Here is a 19,277-nt window from a genome sequence, read left to right on the forward strand (position 1 = left end):
GCCCTGTGCCGCCCTCAGGCACCCGCCAGCCGGAACGTGCCGACGGCCCGGTGCAGCGCATCCGCCTGGTCTTCGAGCGAGGCGGCCGCGGCGGCGGCCTGCTCCACCAGCGCGGCATTTTGCTGCGCCATCTGGTCCATCTGCGTCACGGCCTGGTTGACCTGCTCGATGCCGCCGGTCTGCTCCTCGGTGGCGGCGCGCATCTCGCCCATCAGGTCGGTCACGCGCTTGACGGCTTCCACGATCTCGTCCATTGCCTGTCCCGCCGTTTCCACCAGCGCCGAGCCATCATCGACCCGCTGCGCGGAGTTGCCGATCAAGGCCTTGATCTCCTTGGCGGCGGTAGCGCTGCGCTGCGCCAGGCTGCGTACCTCGCCGGCCACAACCGCGAAGCCACGGCCCTGGTCGCCGGCACGGGCGGCTTCCACCGCTGCGTTGAGCGCCAGGATATTGGTCTGGAAGGCGATGCCTTCGATCACGCCGATGATGTCGACCACCTTGCCGGACGCGGCCTTGATCTCGCCCATGGTGTTGACCACCTTGCCCACGATGACGCCGCCGCGCACCGCGATCTCCGATGCACCCTCGGCCAGGCGGCTGGCCTGGCGCGCGTTGTCGGCACTCTGGCGCACGGTGCCGGTGAGCTGCTCCATGCTGGCCGCGGTTATCGAATCCGCCGAGCCGCGGATGCTGCCGATGGCGCCGGTCAGGCGGGTTTGCATCTGCTGCATGGCGAACAGCACGCTATGGTTGTCACCGGGAGCCGTGTGCACTTCGCTGGCCAGGTCGCCTTCAGCGATGCGCGAGGCGATGCGCGAAGTCAGCGCCGGCTCTCCGCCAAGCTGTTTCTGCAGGCCGTTGGCAATGCGCAGCACCACGAAGGTCATGACCGTGCCGATGCCCAGCAGCAAGGCGAGCGACTTGAGCAGCGCCTGGCGGAATGCCGCGTCGATGTCGTCCAGGTAGACCCCGGCGATGAAATTCCAGTCCCACGGCTTGAAGTTCGCCACGTAGCTCAGCTTGGGCTGCGGCGCTTCGGCGCCGGGCTTGGCCCACAGGTACTGCACGTAGCCTTGGCCCGCGCCCTTGCCGATCGCGGCGATATCGCGGAACAGGTAGGTGCCCTTCGGGTCCTTGGTGTCTTCCATGTTCTTGCCGTTCATCTCCGGCTTGAACGGGTGCATCACCACTACCGCGTTGGAGTGCATCAGGGTGAAGTAGCCGTCCTCGCCAAAGCGGATGCCACGCACGCGCTCCAGGGCCTGCTGTTTCGCCTCCTCCATCGGTATCTTGCCGCTGCGCCCCAGTGCCTCATACGACTGCACCATGGACATCGCGGTCTCGGTAACGTGGGCCAGGTCGAGCTTTCTCTCCGCCAGGCGCAACTCGCGCATCTGCCAGGCGTCCCACAGCGTCAGCCCGAGCAGGCAGACCCAGCTCAACAACAACGGCAACAGCAATTTCTTCCTCAGGCTCAGGCGCTCCAGCATTCTCTCTCCCCCTGCATTCTAGGTATGGACTCTCGGTACTCCTGATGCGATAACGGCGGCCCGGTCGGCAAACTTGACGACCGCTCCATAGGGGGTTTCCTTAGGTGCCACGAGGGTTACAGGGAGATTTCGAGGTGGCGTGCAGGTGGCGGCACAAACGGTGTTCTCCCTGGGGACGCCGCCGCACTTTTGGAGGTTGTCCGATTGTGTAATGCAACGTAACGCCTGCCCTCCCGCGCAAACATTGCGATTTCAAATGAGAACCATTATCCTTTCGCCTTATTTGCCTGAACCGTCACCCGGCGTGGGGCACGGTACGTTCACATGGACGCGGCAAGCTGACCAGTGAGGCACCGGAGCGGCAGGTTGCCGGGTGCCGGAAAATCAACATGACCGAAACATCGCTAGGGGCCGGCCAGCAGCGCCGGGCCTTCTGGCTCAAACACCTGCATCAGTGGCACTGGATCAGCTCGGCAATGTGCCTGATCGGCATGCTGCTGTTTGCCGTGACCGGCTTCACGCTCAACCACGCTGGCCAGATCGAGGCCCGTGCGCAAGTGGTCACGCGCACGGCGACCGCGCCAGCCAGCCTCACGGCAGCCTTGCGCGAGACCACGCACGGCGACAAGGGTCCGGTGCCCGCCGCGTTGAGCAACTGGCTGTCGCGGGAACTCGACATCAGCGCCAGCGGCCGTGAGGCCGAGTGGTCATTCGACGAGATTTACGTCGCGCTGCCCCGCCCGGGGGGCGACGCCTGGGTCACCGTGGCGCTGGACAGCGGTGAGGTGCAGTACGAAAAAACCACGCGCGGCTGGATCTCCTACTTGAACGACCTGCACAAGGGCCGCAATACCGGCCGCGCCTGGAGCCTGTTCCTCGACGTGTTCGCCGCGGCCTGCCTGATTTTCAGTGCGACCGGGCTGTTCCTGCTCAAGCTGCACGCCGGCGGCCGCATGGCGACCTGGCCGTTGGTTGGGCTGGGTCTGGTGGTGCCGCTGCTGCTGGCGCTGCTGTTCATCCACTAACGATCATCTGATCACTCTTACCGTTCATACGCGAGGTCCCGTTATGCGCCGATTGCTTACCGTCACCCTTACCGGCATGGCCGCGGCTCCGTTCGCCAGCCCGGCCGTCGCGGCCGAAATGAACGTCAAGGTAGAGATCCCGCGCCTGAACGTCGCGGAGTATCACCGGCCCTACGTCTCGATGTGGATCGAGCGCGCAGACCAGAGCCCGGCCGCCACGCTGGCCGTCTGGTATGACGTCAAGCACAAGGACGGCGAAGGCACCAAGTGGCTCAAGGACATGCGCCAGTGGTGGCGCAAGGCCGGGCGCGACATGCAGATGCCCGCCGATGGCATCTCGGGCGCCACGCGCGCGGCCGGAGAGCACACGCTTACTTTCACCGACGCCAAGGCGCCGCTGGGCAAGCTGCCCGCCGGCGAGTATCAGCTCGTGGTGGAAGCCGCCCGCGAGGTCGGTGGCCGCGAACTGTTGCGCGTGCCCTTTGCCTGGCCGCCCAAGGCAGCCGCCTCGGCCAAGGCCAAGGGCGAGCATGAGCTTGGCGGCGTCTCGGTCGACCTGAAGCCCTGAGCCGCTGAACCAGCCCTGCGTTCAAGACCTTCGCCACCAAACTGTCCATCCAGGCCGCCGCGCTGGCCCTGGCCGCGCTGATGCCGCTAGCCGCCCACGCACACCGCCAGTGGCTGCTGCCGTCGGCCACCGTGCTGTCGGGCAGCGACCCGTGGGTGACCGTCGACGCCGCCGTGTCGAACGACCTGTTCTACTTCGAGCACATGCCGCTGCGCCTCGACAACCTTGCCGTGACCGCGCCGGACGGCGCCACGGCAAAGGTCGAGAACGCCAGCACCGGCCGCTATCGCAGCACCTTCGACGTGCACCTGACCCAGCCGGGCACCTACAAGGTGGCCGTGGTCAACCACGGCCTGTTCGCCAGCTACAAGGTGGACGGCCAGGCCAAGCGCTGGCGCGGTTCGCCCGAAGCCTTCGCCAAGGAGGTGCCGGCCGGTGCGCAGGACCTGCAGGTCACGCAGGCCGACAGCCGCCTGGAAGCCTTCGTGACGGCGGGCAAGCCCACCGCCAAGGTGCTGCAGACCACCGGCCGCGGCCTGGAACTGGCGCCGGTCACGCACCCGAACGACCTGGTCGCCGGCGACGCCGCCAGCTTCCGCCTGCTGCTGGACGGCAAGCCCGCGGCCAACGTCAAGGTAGCCGTGGTGCCGGGCGGCATCCGCTATCGCGACCAGCTGCAGGAAATGGCATTCACTACCGACGCCGACGGCAAGTTCAGCGTCAAGTGGCCGGCCCCGGGCATGTACTGGATGGAAGCCGAGGTACGCGATGACAAGGTTGCCGTCAAGGAAGCCAAGACGCGCCGCGCCAGCTACGCGGCCACGGTGGAAGTGCTGCCGCAGTAAGCGCAACGTAACACCGGCCGGCGGCCGGGCGCTAGTCCGGTTGCCGGCATCCGTCCTAAGCCCCCAGCGGGCTTTTTGTGTTTTCGCAGTTTCCGTCCCGTCATCGTCTCAGGTCGTCTTCTAGGTCGTTTTTCAGGTCAAGCCGCATGCAGCGTGTTCTCGTTCCCCTCGCGCTTGGCAGCGCGCCGCCCGCGCCCGCCGCGCTGGCAAGCCTGTGCTGGCTGCATGGCGAGACCATGGGCACCACGTGGTCGGTGGCATGGGCGGCATCGCCCTCGGCAGTCGATCAGGACACGCTCGACGCCGGCATCCGCGCCGTGCTGGCCGAGGTCGTCGCGCAGATGAGCAATTGGGACGAAGCCTCGGACGTGAGCCGCTTCAACCGCGCCGCGCCCGGCAGCTGGCAGGTGTTGCCGGCTGACTGCTTCACCGTGTTGCAGGCCGCGCTGCAAGTGGCGCGCGACAGTGGCGGGGCCTTTGACCCCAGCGCCGGGCCGTTGGTCGACCTGTGGGGCTTCGGCCCGGCGCCACGGCGTGCGCAGGCGCCGGCGCTGATGGCGCTGGAGCAGGCGCGCGCGCTGTGCGGGTGGCAGCGCATCGTGATCGACCCGGCGGGCAGCCGGGTGCGGCAGCCCGGCGGCGTCCAGCTGGATTTCTGCGCCATCGCCAAGGGCTTCGGCGTCGATGCGGTATCGCGCTACCTGAGCGGGCAGGGCATCGACAGCCACCTGGTGGAGATCGGCGGCGAGCTGCGCGGCCATGGCGTCAAGCCCGATGGCATGCCATGGTGGGTCGCGCTGGAAACGCCGCCGGGCGGTGGCGCGGCGGGGCACGAAGCGCTGGTCGCGCTGCATGGCTTGTCCGTTGCCACCTCGGGGGATTACCGTCGTTACTTCGATAGCGGCGCTCGCCGCTATGCCCACACATTGGACCCGCGCACGGGCTATCCGGCCAGCCACGCGCTGGCCTCGGTCACGGTGCTGCACCCGCAATGCATGATGGCCGATGCGCTGTCCACCGCGCTGACCGTGCTGGGCCCCGAGGCCGGCATGGTGTTCGCCCGCCGCCATGCGCTGGCCGCGCGCTTCCTGATCCGCCGCAGCGACGGCTTCGACGAACGATTGTCACCGGCCTTCGAGGCCATGCTGTCATGACCCCGCCTGATACCGCTTCCTCCGTCCGCGTCCTTGTCCTTAGCACCGCCGTCCTGCTGGGTGCGCTTGCCGGCCTGGCCGGCATCGCGCTCGGCTTTCTCGCACCGAGCCGCACCGGCATGGCCGCTGGCGTGGTGATTGCCTATGCCGGATTCTGTGCTGCCGTGATCGGCCGCCACCGCCGGCGGCATGCGCCCGCCGGCCAGCTGGCCGAGGCCAAGGACGGCGCCACGATCGTCGCCTACGCGAGCCAGAGCGGGTTTGCCGAACAGCTTGCGCTGCAGAGCGCGCAGGCGCTGCAGGATGCTGGCGTGCCCACGCAGTTGCTATCGTTTGACCAGCTGGAGGCCGGGCGTCTTGCCCATTGCCGCCAGGCGTTGTTCGTGGTCAGTACCACGGGCGAGGGCGATGCCCCGGACAGCGCCTCGGGCTTCGCGCGCCGCCTGAGCGCCGCCGCAGGTGCTGGTGGCCTGCGCGAGCTGCGCTTGGCGATCGCAGCTACGCGCACTACTGCGCCTTCGGCCACGCGCTGTCGGCATGGATGCAGCGCCAGCATGCGCAGGCCCTCTTCGACATGGTGGAAGTGGACAACGGCGACGCCGGGGCCCTGCGCCACTGGCAGAACCATCTCAGCGCGCTCGCCGGAGGCGCGGAAATCGCCGACTGGGAAAAGCCCCGCTACGCCGACTGGCGCCTGCATGAGCGCAGGCTGCTCAATCCAGGCAGCCCGGGCTCGCCGGCCTTCCACCTTGCGCTGGTGCCTGCCTCTCCGGCCTCATTGGCCGAAGGCGCGCTGTCGTGGCAGGCCGGCGATATTGCCGAAATCGGTCCACGTCTCGCGCCGTCCGAAGTCGCGCGCGTGCTGGCAAGACTCTCGCTGGATGGCAACACCCCGGTGCGTTGCGATGGCACTTCCACCACGCTGTCGCACGCGCTCGCCACGCGCATCGTCCTGCCCGATCCGCATCTGGCCGCGCTGGCCGGGGTCACGCCGCAGCGGCTGGTGGATACGCTGCCGTTGCTGCCGCACCGCGAGTATTCGATTGCCTCGCTGCCGGGCGACGGGCAACTGGAATTGCTGGTGCGCCAGACGCGCCATGACGATGGCCGGCTCGGCCTGGCATCCGGCTGGCTCACCGCGCATGCGGAGCCGGGCGCGGGCATCGCCCTGCGCATCCGCACCAACCGCGGCTTTCATCCGCCCGCGGACGATCGCCCGCTGATCCTGATCGGCAACGGCACCGGCCTGGCCGGCCTGCGCGCGCACTTGAAGGCGCGCGCCGTCGCCGGGCATCATCGCAACTGGCTGCTGTTCGGCGAGCGTACCGCCGAGCACGATGCATTCCATCACCTCGAGCTCGCCGCATGGCAGGCCGATGGCGTGCTGCAGCGGCTGGACCTGGTCTACTCGCGCGATGGCGGTGCGCTGCATTACGTGCAGGACGCCGTGCGCGCATCGGCCGACGCATTGCGAGAATGGATCGAAGCCGGCGCGGCCATCTACGTCTGCGGCAGCCTGAAAGGCATGGCCGGTGGTGTCAACGCGGCGTTGTCAGACGTGCTGGGCGAGGAGGCCCTGCTGCGCCTGGGCGAGCAGGGCCGCTATCGGCGCGACGTCTACTGAGACTGCCCGTCAGGCCGGCGGTGCGCCCGCTGCCACTTCCATCAGCGCATCCACCACCACCGCCCCGCCTGCGCTCACCATCACCGGGTTGAGGTCGATCGAGCGGATCGCGCCGTTGGCCTCAAGCATCAGCTGGCCCACGCGCACGGCGATCCGGCACAGCGCCGCCACATCGACCGCCGGCTCGCCGCGTACGCCCGCCAGCAGCGGCGCGATGCGCAGGCCGGCAATGGCGCGCGCCACCGCCGCCTCGCTGCACGGCGCCACGCAACGACCACGCCTTCGCAGGCAGCGCCGAGTCTCTCGAGGATGGCGGTCTGAGCGAGGAAGGCCTGCGCCACGGCGTGCTCATCGTTGCAGTTCAACGCGACAAGGCCGTGCTCGCTCTTGTGCGGCACCTGCGGGGAGCTGGCCTTGACTGCTACGGGTCCATTCAACTCGCGCCAGGCCGCGACCGCTTCATCCACGTTCTGGCACAGCTTGTACGCTACCACCGGGACGCCGGCCAACGCCAGGCGCGTGAGGCTCGCCGCCTCGCTCAGCGTGTTGCCGGTCGCGCGCGCCACATCGCCCGCCACATCGCGCGCCACATCGTGCGCCGCAGGCCGGTGCGCGGCGACAGCCGTATCTTCCGCGGCCACATCGCGCAGTTGCTGCTGATGCGTGACCAGCTGCGCGAAGGCGGCCAGCGCCTCGGCGCCGCTGTCATAGGTGGGCACGTTGGCCGCGCGGAACGCAGCGGCCACAGTCGCCTGCCAGGCCGCCACGGCAATTGGCTTGCCGGCGCCGTCGGCAAAGCTGGCGGCATCGCGCGCAAAGCGCGGCAGGTCGTAGCCCATGCCCGCCACCGGGATATCGAGCAGCAACAGGTCGGCGGCCGGGTCGGCGGCCACCACCGGCAGCACGTCGCCAAACAGCGCGCTGTTGGTCAGCAGCGCGGCGGTGACGTCGATCGGGTTTGCCGTTGTGGCGAATCCGGGCAGGCGCTCGGCCAGCGCAGCCTGCGTGGCTTGCGACAGCGGCGCCAGCGCAAGCCCGAGCGGCTCTACCGCATCGGCGGCCATCACGCAGCTCGCGCCGGAATTGCTCACCACCACCAGCTGCCGCCCGCTTGCCTGCCAGCCGCGCAGGTAAAGCGGCGCAGAGCGCGCCAGTGCGTGCGCATCATCCACGCGGCAGATGCCATGCCGCGCCAGGAAGGCACCCACCGCCCGGTCTTCATTGGCGATGGCGCCCGTATGCGACGCCGCCGCGCGCTGCCCGGCGCTGGAGCGGCCCGCCTTGACGGCAACGATGGGCACGCCACGCCGGCGCGCCACCGCGGCGGCTTGCGCCAGCACGGCAGGATCGGTCAGGCTTTCCATGTACAGCAGGATCAATCGCACATCGGGATCGTGCGCCACCGCCAGCGCCAGCTCGCTTACCGTGATGTCAGCCTCGTTGCCGGTGGCGTGCATATGGCGCACGCCGATGCCTTGGCCGCGCAGCAGGCCGTAGACCATGGCGCTGACGCCGCCGCTCTGGCTCACCACCGCCACCGGGCCATCCTGGGGCGGCACTTCGATAAACATGGTGGAGAAGCTGGCAATGGTGCCGGTGCCGAAGTTGGCCAGGCCCTGGCTGTTAGGGCCAACCAGGCGCAGCCCCGCGCCGGCTGCCACCCGCACCATCTCGTCCTGCTGGCGCCGGCCTTGCTCGCCGGCTTCGCCGAAGCCCGAGGCGATCACGATGGCGGCCGCCACGCCAAGCCGCGCGCAATCGCGCACTGCCGACACCGCCGGGTCGTCGCCCACCACGATGATGGCCAACTCCGGCACCTCGGGCAGCGCATCGAGCGAGGCAAAGGCGGGCAGGCCCTGGATGGTGTCGCGCTGCGGGTTCACCGGGAAGAGCTTGCCGGCGTAGCCATGCTCGCGCATGTAGTAGATGGGCCGGCCACCGATCTTGTGGATATGGTCGGAGGCGCCGATCACCGCGATCGAGCGCGGCGCCAGCAAGGCTTGCAAGGTCTGGTTCATGATGGATGCGGTCCGCAATCAAGCGCCGGCCCGGCCGGCTTCGGTAGAAGGTATGAGATGCTCAATCGATGGTGGCGCCCGAGGCCTTGACCACCTTGCCCCATTTGTCGATCTCGCGAGTGAGGAACTGCGCGGTGGCCGCGGGCGCGGTCCATTGCGCGGCAAAGCCCTGCGTGGCGAACCTGGCGCGTACGTCTTCCTGTTCGAGCACGGTCTTCAACGCGCTGCTCAAGGTGGCGACCACCGCTGGCGGCGTGCCTGATGGCGCGAGCAGGGCATTCCATGCGGTGGCCTCGTAGCCGGGCAGCCCGGCCTGTGCCATGGTGGGCACATCGGGCGCGGCGGGTGAGCGCGCCGCGCCGGTGATCGCCAGCGCGCGCAGCCGGCCCTCGCGCACGAAGGGCATGGCGGAGAGCATGGTGTCGAACATCACCGTGGCTTGCCCGCCCATCACATCGGTGAGCGCGGGCGCGCTGCCTTTGTACGGCACGTGGGTCATGTGCGTGCCCGCCATGCTGTTGAACAGTTCCGCGGCGAGGTGCGTCGACTGGCCGTTGCCCGAGCTGGCAAAGCTGACCTGGCCCGGCTTGGCTTTCGCCAGCGCAATCAGCTCGGCCACGTTGGCGGCGGGCGTCGCGGGCGCGGTCACCAGCACGAGCGGCCCGAGCGTCAGCAGCGACACCGGGGTGAAGTCTTTCTGCGTGCTGTAGCCGGGCTTGGTGAACAGCGTCATGTTGATGGCGTGCGCGGTGGTGGCCACCAGCAGTGTGTAGCCATCCGGCGCGGCCTTGGCGGTGGCCTCGGCACCGATATTGCCGCCCGCGCCGGGCCGGTTCTCGATCACCACGGGTTGCTTGAGCTGCTCCGACAACTTCTGCCCGACCACGCGCGCCACGATGTCGGTGGGGCCGCCGGGCGGGTAAGGCACAACCAGCCGTACCGGCCGCGCAGGCCAGTCCTGCGCGTGGGCGCCGGGCGCGGCCAGCAGCACGGCGGCCATTGCCATGGCGCCCGTCAGCAGGGCGCACGCGGGCCGCCGAAGCGGCAAGGTTCGGTTCATGTCGGTCTCCTGGGTGTCGGTGTGTATTGCTACGCCGCACTACGCCGCGCCATGCGGCTACTCGCGCTGGAAACGCAGCAGCGTGCGCTCGCCGTGGCGCATGAAGCCCGCGCGCACGCGCTCGCCGATCGTCACGCCGGGCTCGGCATGCGCCATCACGCGCGGGCCTTCGTCAAGCGTGGCCAGCACCAGCGTGTATGGCACCAGCGCGCGGAAATCCTCGGTGGGCGCGCGCGAGACTTCGGTGACGCTGTGCACGGTAGCGCTGCCCGCGGCGTCGCGCCATGCCAGCCGCGTGCTGCCGCAAGCGCGGCATGCATGGCGCTGCAGCGGTTGCCACGCAGCGCAGTCCTCGCATGCCTGATAGCGCACGACGCCCGCATCGAGGCCAGCCTGATAGGGATGGTCCGTGCTCATGCCGCCTCCAGTACCAAACTGACGTGCGAAGACAGCACGCCGCCATCCGCGTGAAACAGCGCGCGCTTGCGCGGCGGCAGCTGACGCGTGCCGGCCTTGCCCGCAAGCTGCCGCGTGGCTTCCGCCAGATGCATCAGGCCGCCGGCCACGCCCGAGTGCCCGAAGGCAAGCAGGCCGCCGTGCGTGTTGAGCGGCAGTGCGCCAGCGCGCCCGAAATCGCCCGCCGCCAGCCGCTGCGGCGAAGCGCCGCGCGGCGCCACGCCAAGCTCCTCGAGCAACATCGCCAGCGTGATGGTGAACGAGTCGTAGATCGCCAGGTAATCGATCTGCCCGATCGTGTTGCCTGCTTGCGCGAGCGCGCGCCGCGCGGCATCGGCGGCGCCGGTGGCCAGCACGCTGTCGAGCGCGCACAGGTGCTGGTGGCGATGCGCCTGCCCCGCGCCCGTGATGCGCACGGGTGTGCCGCCGCCCGGCTCGGCGGACACCACCAGCGCCACCGCGCCATCGGAGATCGGGCAGCAGTCCGACAAGCGCAGCGGCGTGGCGATGGGCTTGGCGGCACGTGCCGCATCCAGCGTCAGCGCCTCGCGCAGGTGCGCATCGGGATGTCCCGCCGCATGCTCGCGCATCAGCACCGCAAAGCCGCTGAGCGCATCGGCGTGCATGCCGGTCTCGGCGAGATAACGCGAAGCCAGCAGCGCGTAGTAAGCCGGCACGGAGGCGCCGTTGGGCACTTCCATGTCCGGCTCGCCGACCTGGGCCAGCGTCTGGATGGACTGGTCGCGGCTCTGGCCGGAGAGGCGGTTCTCGCCGGCCACCACCAGCACGTTGCGGCAGCGCCCGGCACCCACCAGCTCGCGCGCCAGCATGGCCATGACGCCGCCGGTGGCACCGCCCGACGCCACGCCATGCGCATAGGCGGGATCGAGCGAGGCGTACTCGCAAAAGCGCGTGGCCAGCATCAGGTGCGCCAGGGTGGTGGCGTAGCCGCACAGCACGCCGTCGATGTCGGCGCGGGCCAGGCCCGCGTCGGCCAGCGCGGCGTCGGTGGCCTGCGCCATCAGCGTCAGCGGCGTGCTGCCCTCGACGCGGCCAAAGCGCGTATTGCCCGCGCCGCGCAGGTAAGCTGCGTGTTGCATGGTGCCTCTCTCAATACTTTAAATGCTTCAACGCTTGAGCAGCGGGCACTGCGACTTGGCCACCGGCATGAAGGCCTGGTCGCCGGGCACCGTGGCCAGCAGCTTGTAGTAGTCCCACGGGTACTTCGATTCCGCCGGCGTCTTGACCTCGAACAGGTACATGTCGTGGATCATGCGGCCGTCTTCGCGGATGCGGCCGTTCTTGGCGAAGAAGTCGTTGATCGGCATCGACTTCATCTGCTTCATGACGGCAGCGGTTTCGTCGGTGCCCGCGGCCTGGATCGCCTTGAGGTAATGCGTCACTGACGAATAGGTGCCGGCCTGGCTCATGTTCGGCATCTTCTTGAGCTTCTCGAAGTACCGGCGCGACCACGCGCGCGTGGCGTCGTTCATGTCCCAGTAGAAGCCTTCGGTCAGCAGCAGCCCGGACGCCGTCTTCAGGCCGATGGCATGGATGTCGTTGATGTACAGCAGCAGCCCGGCCATGCGCTGGGCGCCGCCCTTGGTCAGGCCGAACTCGCTGGCCGCCTTGATGGCATTGACGGCATCGCTGCCGGCGTTGGCCAGGCCCACCACCTGCGCCTTGCTGGCCTGTGCCTGCAGCAGGTAGGAGGCGAAATCGCTGGCGCCGATGGGATGGCGCGCCGCGCCGAGCACCTTGCCGCCGGTCTCGTTGATCACGGTGGTGGCGGAGTCCTGCAGGGTGTGGCCGAAGGCGTAGTCGGCGGTCAGGAAGAACCAGGTCTTGCCGCCGCGCTGCACCACCGCGCGCGCGGTGGAATTGGCCAGCGCGTAGGTGTCATACGCATAGTGCACCGAGACCGGCGTGCACAGGTCGTTGGTAATGCGCTCGGTGCCGGGGCCGGAGAACACCACGATCTTGTTCTTCTGCTTGGCGACTTCCAGCACCGCCAGCGCCGGTGCCGAAGCGGCCACGTCCAGGATGGCGTCGACGTGGCCCGTATCGAACCACTCGCGCGCCTTGCTGGCCGCGATGTCGGCCTTGTTCTGGTGGTCGGCCACCACCAGTTCGATCTTCTTGCCCAGCACCTTGCCGCCAAAGTCGTCGATGGCCATCTGCGCGGCGGTGGCGCTGCCGCGCCCGGTCACGTCGGCATACAGGCCGCTCATGTCGAGGATCAGGCCGATCTTGACCTCATCATCGGAAATGCCGGCCTTGGCCGGCTGCGCATTAGCCAGTCCTGCGCCGCACAGCAGCGCGGCGGCGATGGCGAGCGCGCCCAGCGGGCGGCGCAGCCGCGAGTCAATTCGGTTCATGGTGGTCTCCTCCAGCCTTGGTCTTGTTGACTTGTGTTCTTGGTAGCGCCTAGACAGTGGCGATCGGCGTGGTGGGCGAGCCCACCGCGCCCGGCAGACGCAGCGGCGGCGCCGTCAGCATGAAGCGTGAGCGCTGGTTGGCGCGCAGCCACTGCGCAAGCTCCTTCAGGTACCACAGCTCGCCCAGCGGCAGCCCGAGCTTGAACAGGCAGTGATGGTGCAGCGGCAGCAGCGGGTGATTCGGCTGGTCGGCCGGCGCGGGGCGCGCGGGATATCGCTCCACCGCGTAGTTGTCGGCGATCAGCGCGGCGATGCCGGCGTCGGTGATCCAGTTAAGCAGGCGGTCGTCGCGCCCGTCCAGCGCGCAGCAGCTGTGGTGCAGCACGGCTTCGTCCGGCTCGCGCTGCATCGACAGCACCACTTCGGCAAAGCCTGTGCGCAACAACAGCATGTCGCCGGGTTCCACCTCCACCCGGTCGGCCTCCAGCACGTGCATCAGGTCGTCGTAGCCCACGTTGCGGAAATCCTGGCCGAAGGCGTTGGCCAGGTCCACCAGCACGCCGCGCCCCTGCATGCCCTTGACGGCGAAGTTCTCGATGCCGAGCGCGCGCGCCTCGCTGTGGTCGTGGCCGCAGGCGTGCGCGGCAAAGTGATCGTCCTCGGCGTAGTCGACCGGGCCCACGATGTGCTCGTTGGCCCGGTAGCCGTTGTAGTAGACGCGTTCCGGGCGGCCATCGCCATCGGCGTCGAACAGCGCGCCCACATGGGCGAGCGAGTCCCATTGCGTGGAGTATTGCAGCGAGAGCAGCACCTGGTCGTCGCTGATCACGTCGGTGGCGGTTGGGTTCACCTTGGCCAGCGGAAAGTTCACATAGGGTATGTCGTCGCGGAAGGTGGGGCGCAGCACCGGCGGATGGCGGCGCGGGTTGAGCTTGTTGCCGCCGGGATAATCCAGCGGCAGCGACAGGCAGAATGACAGCCCGGCCTGTATCTCGCGCGCGCCCTTGCGCACCTGTTCGGCGCCGATCAGGTTGACGCGGCCAAGCTGGTCGTCGGGGCCGAAATCGCCCCAGTTGGAACCTTGCGGTCGTTGCTTCCAGCGCATGCTCAATGTCTCCGGTTACAGGTCGGTACTGGTGGCGCACGCTTGCTGCGTCGTGCGCGCAATTGGTGGCTTTGCCTTTGCAGCGGCGCCCGCCAGGGTGGCGGTGCGCCGGCGTGCCGCCGCCGAGTTCGGCGCAGGCGGTGTCCAGGCCGCGCAAACGGTCTCGGCCTCGCGCCGCAGCGCGCGAGCGAGCGCCGGCTCGCGTTCGGTGATGCGCTCGTTGAGCGCGGCGATGCTGATGGCGCCAAGCGGGAAGCCATCCGGGTCCGGCAGGGCGATGGCGATGCCGCCCATGCGCTCCACCACCACATCCAGCAGCACAGCGTAGCCGCGCGCTCGGGTGGCCTCCACCTCGCGCAGCAGCATCGCCGCGTTGATGCGCGGATAGCGTTTGAGCGCGGGCGCGATGCACTGCAAGGTGGCCTCCACCTCGGCATCCGGCAGTGCCGCCAGCAGCGCCAGGCTGCCCGCGCCGACGCCAAGCGGGCGCCGGCTGCCAACGTCGAGATAGTTGGCGCGGATCGGGAAGGTGCCGGGACGCAGTTCCAGGCAGACGGATTCCCAGCCGCTTGGCACCGACAGGATGGCGGTGTCTTCGAAGGCATGGGCAAGGCGGATCAGCGCGGGCCGCACGCTGGCGCGCGGATCGATGCGGCGCACGCTGGCAGCGCGCAGCGCCAGCCATTCGGGGCCCAGTGTGAATGCCTTGGTGTCGGGGTCGCGCTCGATAAAGCCTTCGGCTGCCAGCGTGTCCAGCAGGCGCAGCGCCGAGGCCTTGTCGACGCCGGCCGCCACGGCCAGGTCGGTCAGGCGCGTATTGCGCGCATCCGACAGCACGCGCAGCAGCCTGCAGGCTTTCTGGAGGGAGGTGGTCGGTACCGTCACGCGTGCGCACTCCGGAGTCGGCTGGTTTCGGAGAATGAAACCAGTTATGGAGTTATAGGCCTCTACGCGTGCCCCGTCATTCTGCACTGCATCAAAGTTTCGCCGGATGAAATTGCACGAAAGCAGCGCCAGCCGTGCGTTGGCGCCTCGCGCCAGGGCGCGGGCATGGTGGCAATTCGGCAAAAAACGGGCTCCCCGATTAGCCTCGCCCGTGCGACTTCCGCTATCCTTGGCGGCGATTCGCCGCGCCAGCACGGCTCGCGATCCCCGATTCTTGCCCAATGCGATCCCTACGTCCCCAAGGAAACACCATGGTTTGCCGAGCCCGCCGCCTTGCCGCCCTGCTCATCCTGAGCACCGCGGCGACCGCCGCCCAGGCCGTGCCTGCGGCTGCCGCAACCGCGGCGGCCCCCGCTAACGAACGCTTCCAGGTGGCGGGCCTGGAAAAGCCCGCCAGCATCCTGATCGACCGCTGGGGTGTGCCGCACATCTACGCCAATACGCTGTACGACGCCTTTTATGTACAAGGCTTCATGGCCGCGCGCGACCGCCTGTGGCAGATCGACCTGTGGCGCAAGCGAGGCCTGGGCGAGATGGCCAAGGACTTCGGGCCGGCTTACGTGGAAGGGGACCGCATGGCGCGCGCCGTGCTGTTTCGCGGCGATATGTACCGCGAGTGGCTGGCTTACGGCTCGGACGCCAAGCGCGTGGCCGAGGCCTTCGTGGCCGGCGTGAACGCCTACGTGGCGCAGACGGAGAGCAAGCCTGACTTGCTGCCGCCGGAGTTTCGCATGCTGAACTACAAGCCCGCGCACTGGCGCGCGGAAGACATTGTGCGCATCCGCCATCACGGGCTCACGCTCAATTTCATGGGCGAGGTCAATCGCGCGCAGGTCTACTGCCAGGTCAAGCCCGATGCCGCGCGCACCGACTGGGTGCAGCGTGAGCTGGATCCGCCGATCCAGCCCAAGCTGCCGGAAGGCCTGGACCCCTGCGCGCTGCCCACCGTCGAGCTGCGCCGCGCCTACGAGCTGGCCACCGCCGCGCCGCGCTTTCCAAAGGAGTGGTGGGCCTCGGCCAAGGCGGACGCCATCCCGCATGAAGCGCTCTATGCCGTGCTCGATACCAACAGCGACACCGCGCGCAGCCTCGGCTCCAACAACTGGGTCATCTCGGGCTCGCGCACCAGCACCGGCCGCCCCATCCTGGCCAACGACCCGCACCGCGCGCATGGCGCGCCCAGCCTGCGCTACATTAGCCACCTGAATGCGCCGGGGATGTCGGTGATCGGTGCCGGTGAGCCATTCCTGCCGGGCATCTCGATCGGGCACAACGACAACATCGGTTTCGGCCTGACCCGCTTCTATATGGATCAGGAGGATCTCTATATCTATGAGACCAACCCGGCGCAGCCGCACGAATACAAGTACCGTGGCCGCTGGGAACCGATGGAAACCGTGACCGAGGAGATCGCCGTCAAGGGCGAAGCCACGCCGCGCAAGATCAGCCTGGAATTCACCCGCCACGGCCCGGTGCTGGTTGCCGATGCCAAGGGCAATCGCGCTTACGCGCTGCGCGCGGCATGGCTGGATCTGGGCATGGCGCCGTATTTCGGTTCCATGGACTATATGCGCTCCCAGAACTGGGACCAGTTCCGCGCGGCGATGAACCGCTGGGGCGCCCCTGGCGAGAACCAGGTCTACGCCGACCGCGAAGGCAACATCGGCTGGATTCCCGGCGGCCTGACCGTCATCCGCCCCAACTGGGATGGCCTCACGCCGGTGCCTGGCGACGGCCGCTACGAGTGGGCGGGCTATCGCAACATGGACGAGTTGCCGTGGGCCTACAACCCGGCCGCCGGCTTTGTGGTGACTGCCAACGAGAACAATATCCCGCCCAACCACCCAGCGGCCAAGATGGGCGTGGGCTATGAATGGAGCGACACGGCGCGCGCGCGGCGGCTCAAGAGCCTGGTGGCGGCGAACCCGCACTCCTCGGTGGCCGACAGCATGGCGTGGCAGAACGACACCACCTCGCTGCCAGCGCTGCGCGCGGTGGCGTTGCTCGCCAGTGTGCGCACCGAGGACGCCCAGGCGCGGCGGGGACTCGACCTGCTGCGCGGCTGGGACGGCAACGAGCGCGCCGACAGCGCGCCGGCAGCGTTGTTCGAAGTCTGGTTCAGCAAGTACCTGCGCCCGGCGGTGGTGCGCGCGGCGCTCTCGCCGGAAGGCGCCAGGCTGGCTGGCTACGGCGACGCCAGCCGCGTGCTGGCCGTGCTGGAAAAGCCCGAGCCGTGGATGCCGGTGGAGCGCCGCAACGAAGTCATCGTGGCCTCGCTCAAGAGCGCCATGGCGGAAGTGGAGCGCAAGCTCGGCCCCGATCCCAAGGCCTGGCAATGGGGCAAGCTGCATACCGCGGTGTTCAATCATCCGCTTGACCCGTTGCTGGACAACGCGGCGCGCCAGCGCTACGACGTCAACGCCGGGCCGATCGGCGGGTCCTCCTTCACGCCGATGAACACGAGCTACCGCAACAGCGACTACCAGCTCACCGCGGGCGCGTCGTTCCGCATGGTGCTGGACGTGGGCAACTGGGATGCCTCGCGCGTGGTCAACGCGCCCGGGCAATCCGGCAATCCCGGCAGCCCGCACTATCGCGACCTGGCGCAGATGTGGGCGAGGGGCGATTACTTCCCGCTGCTCTACACGCGCAAGGCAGTGGAAAAGGAGACGCGGGAGAGGGTGGAGCTGGTGCCGCAGTAAACCTGCGCAGGTGCATGGGTGCACCGCCATTCCGCGGATTCCGTTGGCCATCAACAGCGCCGCGCGATGGCCTGAGGCGCGCGGGCCGGCATGCATTTCCGACAGACGTAGAACTGGAGAACCCGATCATGACCGCAAGCCCTGCTCCCCTGGATGCTGCCGCCGGCAGCGCGCCGCTGCTGCTGGAGCGCGACGGTGCCATCGCCACGGTGGTGCTCAACCGCCCCGCCAAGCTCAACGCCTTCACGCTGTCGATGTGGCAACAGCTTGGCGACACCTTCCGCGCGCTGTCCGCCGATGTCTCGGTGCGCTGCGTGATCGTGGCGGATATCCGCATCTGCGGCGAGTCCAGCCGCTTTGGCGCGCCCATCAAGAACCTCGGACTGGTGATGGCGCACGCCGAGATGGCGCCGCTGATCCGGCTGGTGGGCGAGGCGCGCACGCTGGAACTGCTGTTTGAGGGCCGCATCATCGGCGCGGCCGAAGCCCATGGCATGGGCCTGGTCTCTCGCGTGGTGCCCGATGCGCAGGTAGCCGCCGAGGCGCGCGCCACGGCTGAGCGCATCGCCAGTGGCGCGCCGCTGGTGGCAAGGTGGCACAAGAAGTTCGCGCGCCAGATCGCCGCGGGCAAGCCGCTCTGCGCCGCGGAGATCGACGAGGCCTTCGATTGCTTCGATACCGATGACTTCCGCCAAGGCTTCCAGTCTTTCCTTGCCAAGGAGACGCCGCGCTTTAGCGGCCGTTGAAGCGGTCGAGCGGCTCCGCGCATATCGTGGCCGCGCCCTGCCACGGGTGTATGGCGCGCTGGCCCGCGCCATGACAAACTAGCCGGCCGTCACCAGCCTGAGTCACCATGGATACGTTGGTCATTCGCCGAGCCGGCATCCAGGACGCTGCCGCCATCAGCGCGCTTGCCATGAGCGTTGCGCATTACTTCACCATCGAGGCATCCGGGGCCGGCGCGGAGGATTTTCTCGCCAGCCTCTCGGCGGATGCGATCGCCGGATATGTTGCAAGTCCGCGATTCCACTATCTGGTTGCCTGCCGCGGCGAGCGGCTGGCCGGCATCATCGCGATGCGTGATGCCAGCCATCTCTTCCACCTGTTCGTCGCGCCGCAGATGCATCGGACCGGCATTGCCGGATCCCTCTGGCAAGCCGCCAGCCAGGCCGCGATCGCTGGCGCCGAGGTGCGTGAATTCACCGTCAATTCGAGCCCGTTCGCAACCGTGGTGTACGAGCGTTTCGGCTTCCGGCCGGTCGGGCCCCGCGCGCAGACCAGGGGCATCGCCTATGTGCCGATGCGCCTGGTGCTTGAGGATGCCGGGGTCTAGCCCACGTACCAGAGAATGCTGACGAACTGGCAGGCGCTGCCAGCCAGCACGAACAGGTGCCAGATGCCGTGGAAGTGGCGCACCTTTTCGTCGAACAGGAAGAACCCGATGCCGGCCGTATAGAGCGCGCCGCCCGCCACCAGCCAGTACAGGCCGGCCGCCGGTAGCGCCGCCACCAGCGGGCCGAAGGCGAACAGCACCAGCCAGCCCATCAGCACATAGATCAGCAGCGAGAACACGCGCGTGCGGTGGCCAATCAGCAGCTCCTGCGCGATGCCGATCACCGCCAGTCCCCAGTTAACCCCGAACAGCGTCCAACCCCAGGGGCCGCGCAGCGTGACCAGCGCGAAGGGCGTATAGCTGCCCGCGATCAGCAGGTAGATGGCGCAGTAGTCAAGCCGCCGCAGGATGTCCTTCGGGCGCCCGCGCAGGCTGTGATAGCGTGGTGCCGTAGACCACGGAGCTGACGACCTTCCACGCGTCATGGTAGAGGGCAGAGCTGGTGACGAGCACCGCCGCGCCGGCGGCGGCAAGGACCGCGCCCGCGAGGTGGCTATAGCCGTTGATGTGTTGT

General features: G+C 68.5%; 14 protein-coding genes and 3 pseudogenes. 8 read left to right on the forward strand and 9 right to left on the reverse strand.

Annotation, left to right across the window (positions count from 1 at the left end; genetic code table 11):
- Nucleotides 1–14: 14 nt before the first annotated feature.
- Entirely contained in the window at nt 15–1,490 is a 1,476-nt protein-coding gene (locus OR16_RS16695) for a methyl-accepting chemotaxis protein (RefSeq protein ID WP_006159117.1), read from the reverse strand.
- Nucleotides 1,491–1,879: 389 nt separating this feature from the next.
- On the opposite strand from OR16_RS16695, the gene OR16_RS16700 reads away from it, so the two are divergent.
- The 5 genes and pseudogenes from OR16_RS16700 to OR16_RS16720 all read left to right on the forward strand — a co-directional run bounded on the left by OR16_RS16700 (nt 1,880) and on the right by OR16_RS16720 (nt 6,706).
- On the forward strand, nt 1,880–2,515 hold the full coding sequence (locus tag OR16_RS16700; protein ID WP_006159118.1) for a PepSY-associated TM helix domain-containing protein: 636 nt from the start codon (nt 1,880–1,882) through the stop codon (nt 2,513–2,515).
- Between the two features lie 43 nt (nt 2,516–2,558).
- On the forward strand, nt 2,559–3,083 hold the full coding sequence (locus OR16_RS16705; protein WP_006159119.1) for a DUF2271 domain-containing protein: 525 nt from the start codon (nt 2,559–2,561) through the stop codon (nt 3,081–3,083).
- 80 nt (nt 3,084–3,163) lie between these two features.
- The gene (locus OR16_RS16710) at nt 3,164–3,928 is read left to right on the forward strand and encodes a DUF4198 domain-containing protein (protein ID WP_006159120.1); all 765 of its coding nucleotides are present in this window, start codon (nt 3,164–3,166) and stop codon (nt 3,926–3,928) included.
- A gap of 146 nt (nt 3,929–4,074) precedes the next feature.
- Nucleotides 4,075–5,082: an FAD:protein FMN transferase gene (locus tag OR16_RS16715; RefSeq protein WP_006159121.1), complete on the forward strand. Its 1,008-nt coding sequence runs from the start codon at nt 4,075–4,077 to the stop codon at nt 5,080–5,082.
- Nucleotides 5,083–5,201: 119 nt separating this feature from the next.
- Nucleotides 5,202–6,706, forward strand: a pseudogene (locus tag OR16_RS16720) (sulfite reductase subunit alpha).
- Between the two features lie 9 nt (nt 6,707–6,715).
- On the opposite strand, the pseudogene OR16_RS16725 reads toward OR16_RS16720, so the two are convergent.
- From OR16_RS16725 to OR16_RS16755, 7 genes and pseudogenes are all read right to left on the reverse strand, one after another.
- A pseudogene (locus OR16_RS16725) lies at nt 6,716–8,724 on the reverse strand (acetate--CoA ligase family protein).
- A gap of 61 nt (nt 8,725–8,785) precedes the next feature.
- On the reverse strand, nt 8,786–9,784 hold the full coding sequence (locus OR16_RS16730) for a tripartite tricarboxylate transporter substrate binding protein (RefSeq protein WP_006159122.1): 999 nt from the start codon (nt 9,782–9,784) through the stop codon (nt 8,786–8,788).
- Between the two features lie 57 nt (nt 9,785–9,841).
- On the reverse strand, nt 9,842–10,201 hold the full coding sequence (locus OR16_RS16735; RefSeq protein WP_006159123.1) for a Zn-ribbon domain-containing OB-fold protein: 360 nt from the start codon (nt 10,199–10,201) through the stop codon (nt 9,842–9,844).
- On the reverse strand, nt 10,198–11,340 hold the full coding sequence (locus OR16_RS16740; RefSeq protein ID WP_006159124.1) for a thiolase family protein: 1,143 nt from the start codon (nt 11,338–11,340) through the stop codon (nt 10,198–10,200). The genes OR16_RS16735 and OR16_RS16740 overlap by 4 nt, the downstream gene beginning before the upstream one ends.
- Before the next feature lie 27 nt (nt 11,341–11,367).
- Nucleotides 11,368–12,618, reverse strand: coding sequence for an ABC transporter substrate-binding protein (locus tag OR16_RS16745; protein ID WP_006159125.1), 1,251 nt, complete (start codon nt 12,616–12,618; stop codon nt 11,368–11,370).
- A 49-nt stretch (nt 12,619–12,667) separates the two neighbouring features.
- Nucleotides 12,668–13,723 carry a cyclase family protein gene (locus OR16_RS16750; RefSeq protein WP_006159126.1) on the reverse strand — a complete coding sequence of 352 codons (1,056 nt, stop codon included), beginning with the start codon at nt 13,721–13,723 and terminating at the stop codon, nt 12,668–12,670.
- A 15-nt stretch (nt 13,724–13,738) separates the two neighbouring features.
- Complete coding sequence (locus OR16_RS16755) at nt 13,739–14,608, reverse strand: IclR family transcriptional regulator (RefSeq protein WP_006159127.1); 870 nt, start codon at nt 14,606–14,608, stop codon at nt 13,739–13,741.
- 311 nt (nt 14,609–14,919) lie between these two features.
- Here OR16_RS16755 and OR16_RS16760 point away from each other — a divergent pair, with 311 nt between their 5' ends.
- The 3 genes from OR16_RS16760 (at nt 14,920) to OR16_RS16770 (ending at nt 18,703) form a co-directional block, all read left to right on the forward strand.
- A complete protein-coding gene (locus tag OR16_RS16760; protein ID WP_006159128.1) occupies nt 14,920–17,370 on the forward strand; it encodes a penicillin acylase family protein in 2,451 nt (816 codons plus the stop codon).
- A gap of 128 nt (nt 17,371–17,498) precedes the next feature.
- Complete coding sequence (locus OR16_RS16765) at nt 17,499–18,116, forward strand: enoyl-CoA hydratase/isomerase family protein (protein ID WP_006159129.1); 618 nt, start codon at nt 17,499–17,501, stop codon at nt 18,114–18,116.
- A gap of 107 nt (nt 18,117–18,223) precedes the next feature.
- Entirely contained in the window at nt 18,224–18,703 is a 480-nt protein-coding gene (locus OR16_RS16770) for a GNAT family N-acetyltransferase (RefSeq protein ID WP_006159130.1), read from the forward strand.
- Here OR16_RS16770 and trhA read toward each other — a convergent pair.
- Nucleotides 18,700–19,270: pseudogene (trhA, locus tag OR16_RS16775) on the reverse strand (PAQR family membrane homeostasis protein TrhA). The gene OR16_RS16770 and the pseudogene trhA sit on opposite strands and share 4 nt — an antisense overlap.
- Nucleotides 19,271–19,277 lie beyond the last annotated feature (7 nt).

This window comes from Cupriavidus basilensis OR16, from assembly GCF_000243095.1.
In the GTDB taxonomy this organism is placed as follows: domain Bacteria; phylum Pseudomonadota; class Gammaproteobacteria; order Burkholderiales; family Burkholderiaceae; genus Cupriavidus; species Cupriavidus basilensis_D.

Coding starts and splice junctions, on each gene's coding strand:
- OR16_RS16695 (WP_006159117.1), bottom strand. CDS start 1,490: ATGCTGGAGCGCCTGAGCCTGAGGAAGAAATTGCTGTTGCCGTTGTTG.
- OR16_RS16700 (WP_006159118.1), top strand. CDS start 1,880: ATGACCGAAACATCGCTAGGGGCCGGCCAGCAGCGCCGGGCCTTCTGG.
- OR16_RS16705 (WP_006159119.1), top strand. CDS start 2,559: ATGCGCCGATTGCTTACCGTCACCCTTACCGGCATGGCCGCGGCTCCG.
- OR16_RS16710 (WP_006159120.1), top strand. CDS start 3,164: ATGCCGCTAGCCGCCCACGCACACCGCCAGTGGCTGCTGCCGTCGGCC.
- OR16_RS16715 (WP_006159121.1), top strand. CDS start 4,075: ATGCAGCGTGTTCTCGTTCCCCTCGCGCTTGGCAGCGCGCCGCCCGCG.
- OR16_RS16730 (WP_006159122.1), bottom strand. CDS start 9,784: ATGAACCGAACCTTGCCGCTTCGGCGGCCCGCGTGCGCCCTGCTGACG.
- OR16_RS16735 (WP_006159123.1), bottom strand. CDS start 10,201: ATGAGCACGGACCATCCCTATCAGGCTGGCCTCGATGCGGGCGTCGTG.
- OR16_RS16740 (WP_006159124.1), bottom strand. CDS start 11,340: ATGCAACACGCAGCTTACCTGCGCGGCGCGGGCAATACGCGCTTTGGC.
- OR16_RS16745 (WP_006159125.1), bottom strand. CDS start 12,618: ATGAACCGAATTGACTCGCGGCTGCGCCGCCCGCTGGGCGCGCTCGCC.
- OR16_RS16750 (WP_006159126.1), bottom strand. CDS start 13,723: ATGCGCTGGAAGCAACGACCGCAAGGTTCCAACTGGGGCGATTTCGGC.
- OR16_RS16760 (WP_006159128.1), top strand. CDS start 14,920: ATGGTTTGCCGAGCCCGCCGCCTTGCCGCCCTGCTCATCCTGAGCACC.
- OR16_RS16765 (WP_006159129.1), top strand. CDS start 17,499: ATGACCGCAAGCCCTGCTCCCCTGGATGCTGCCGCCGGCAGCGCGCCG.
- OR16_RS16770 (WP_006159130.1), top strand. CDS start 18,224: ATGGATACGTTGGTCATTCGCCGAGCCGGCATCCAGGACGCTGCCGCC.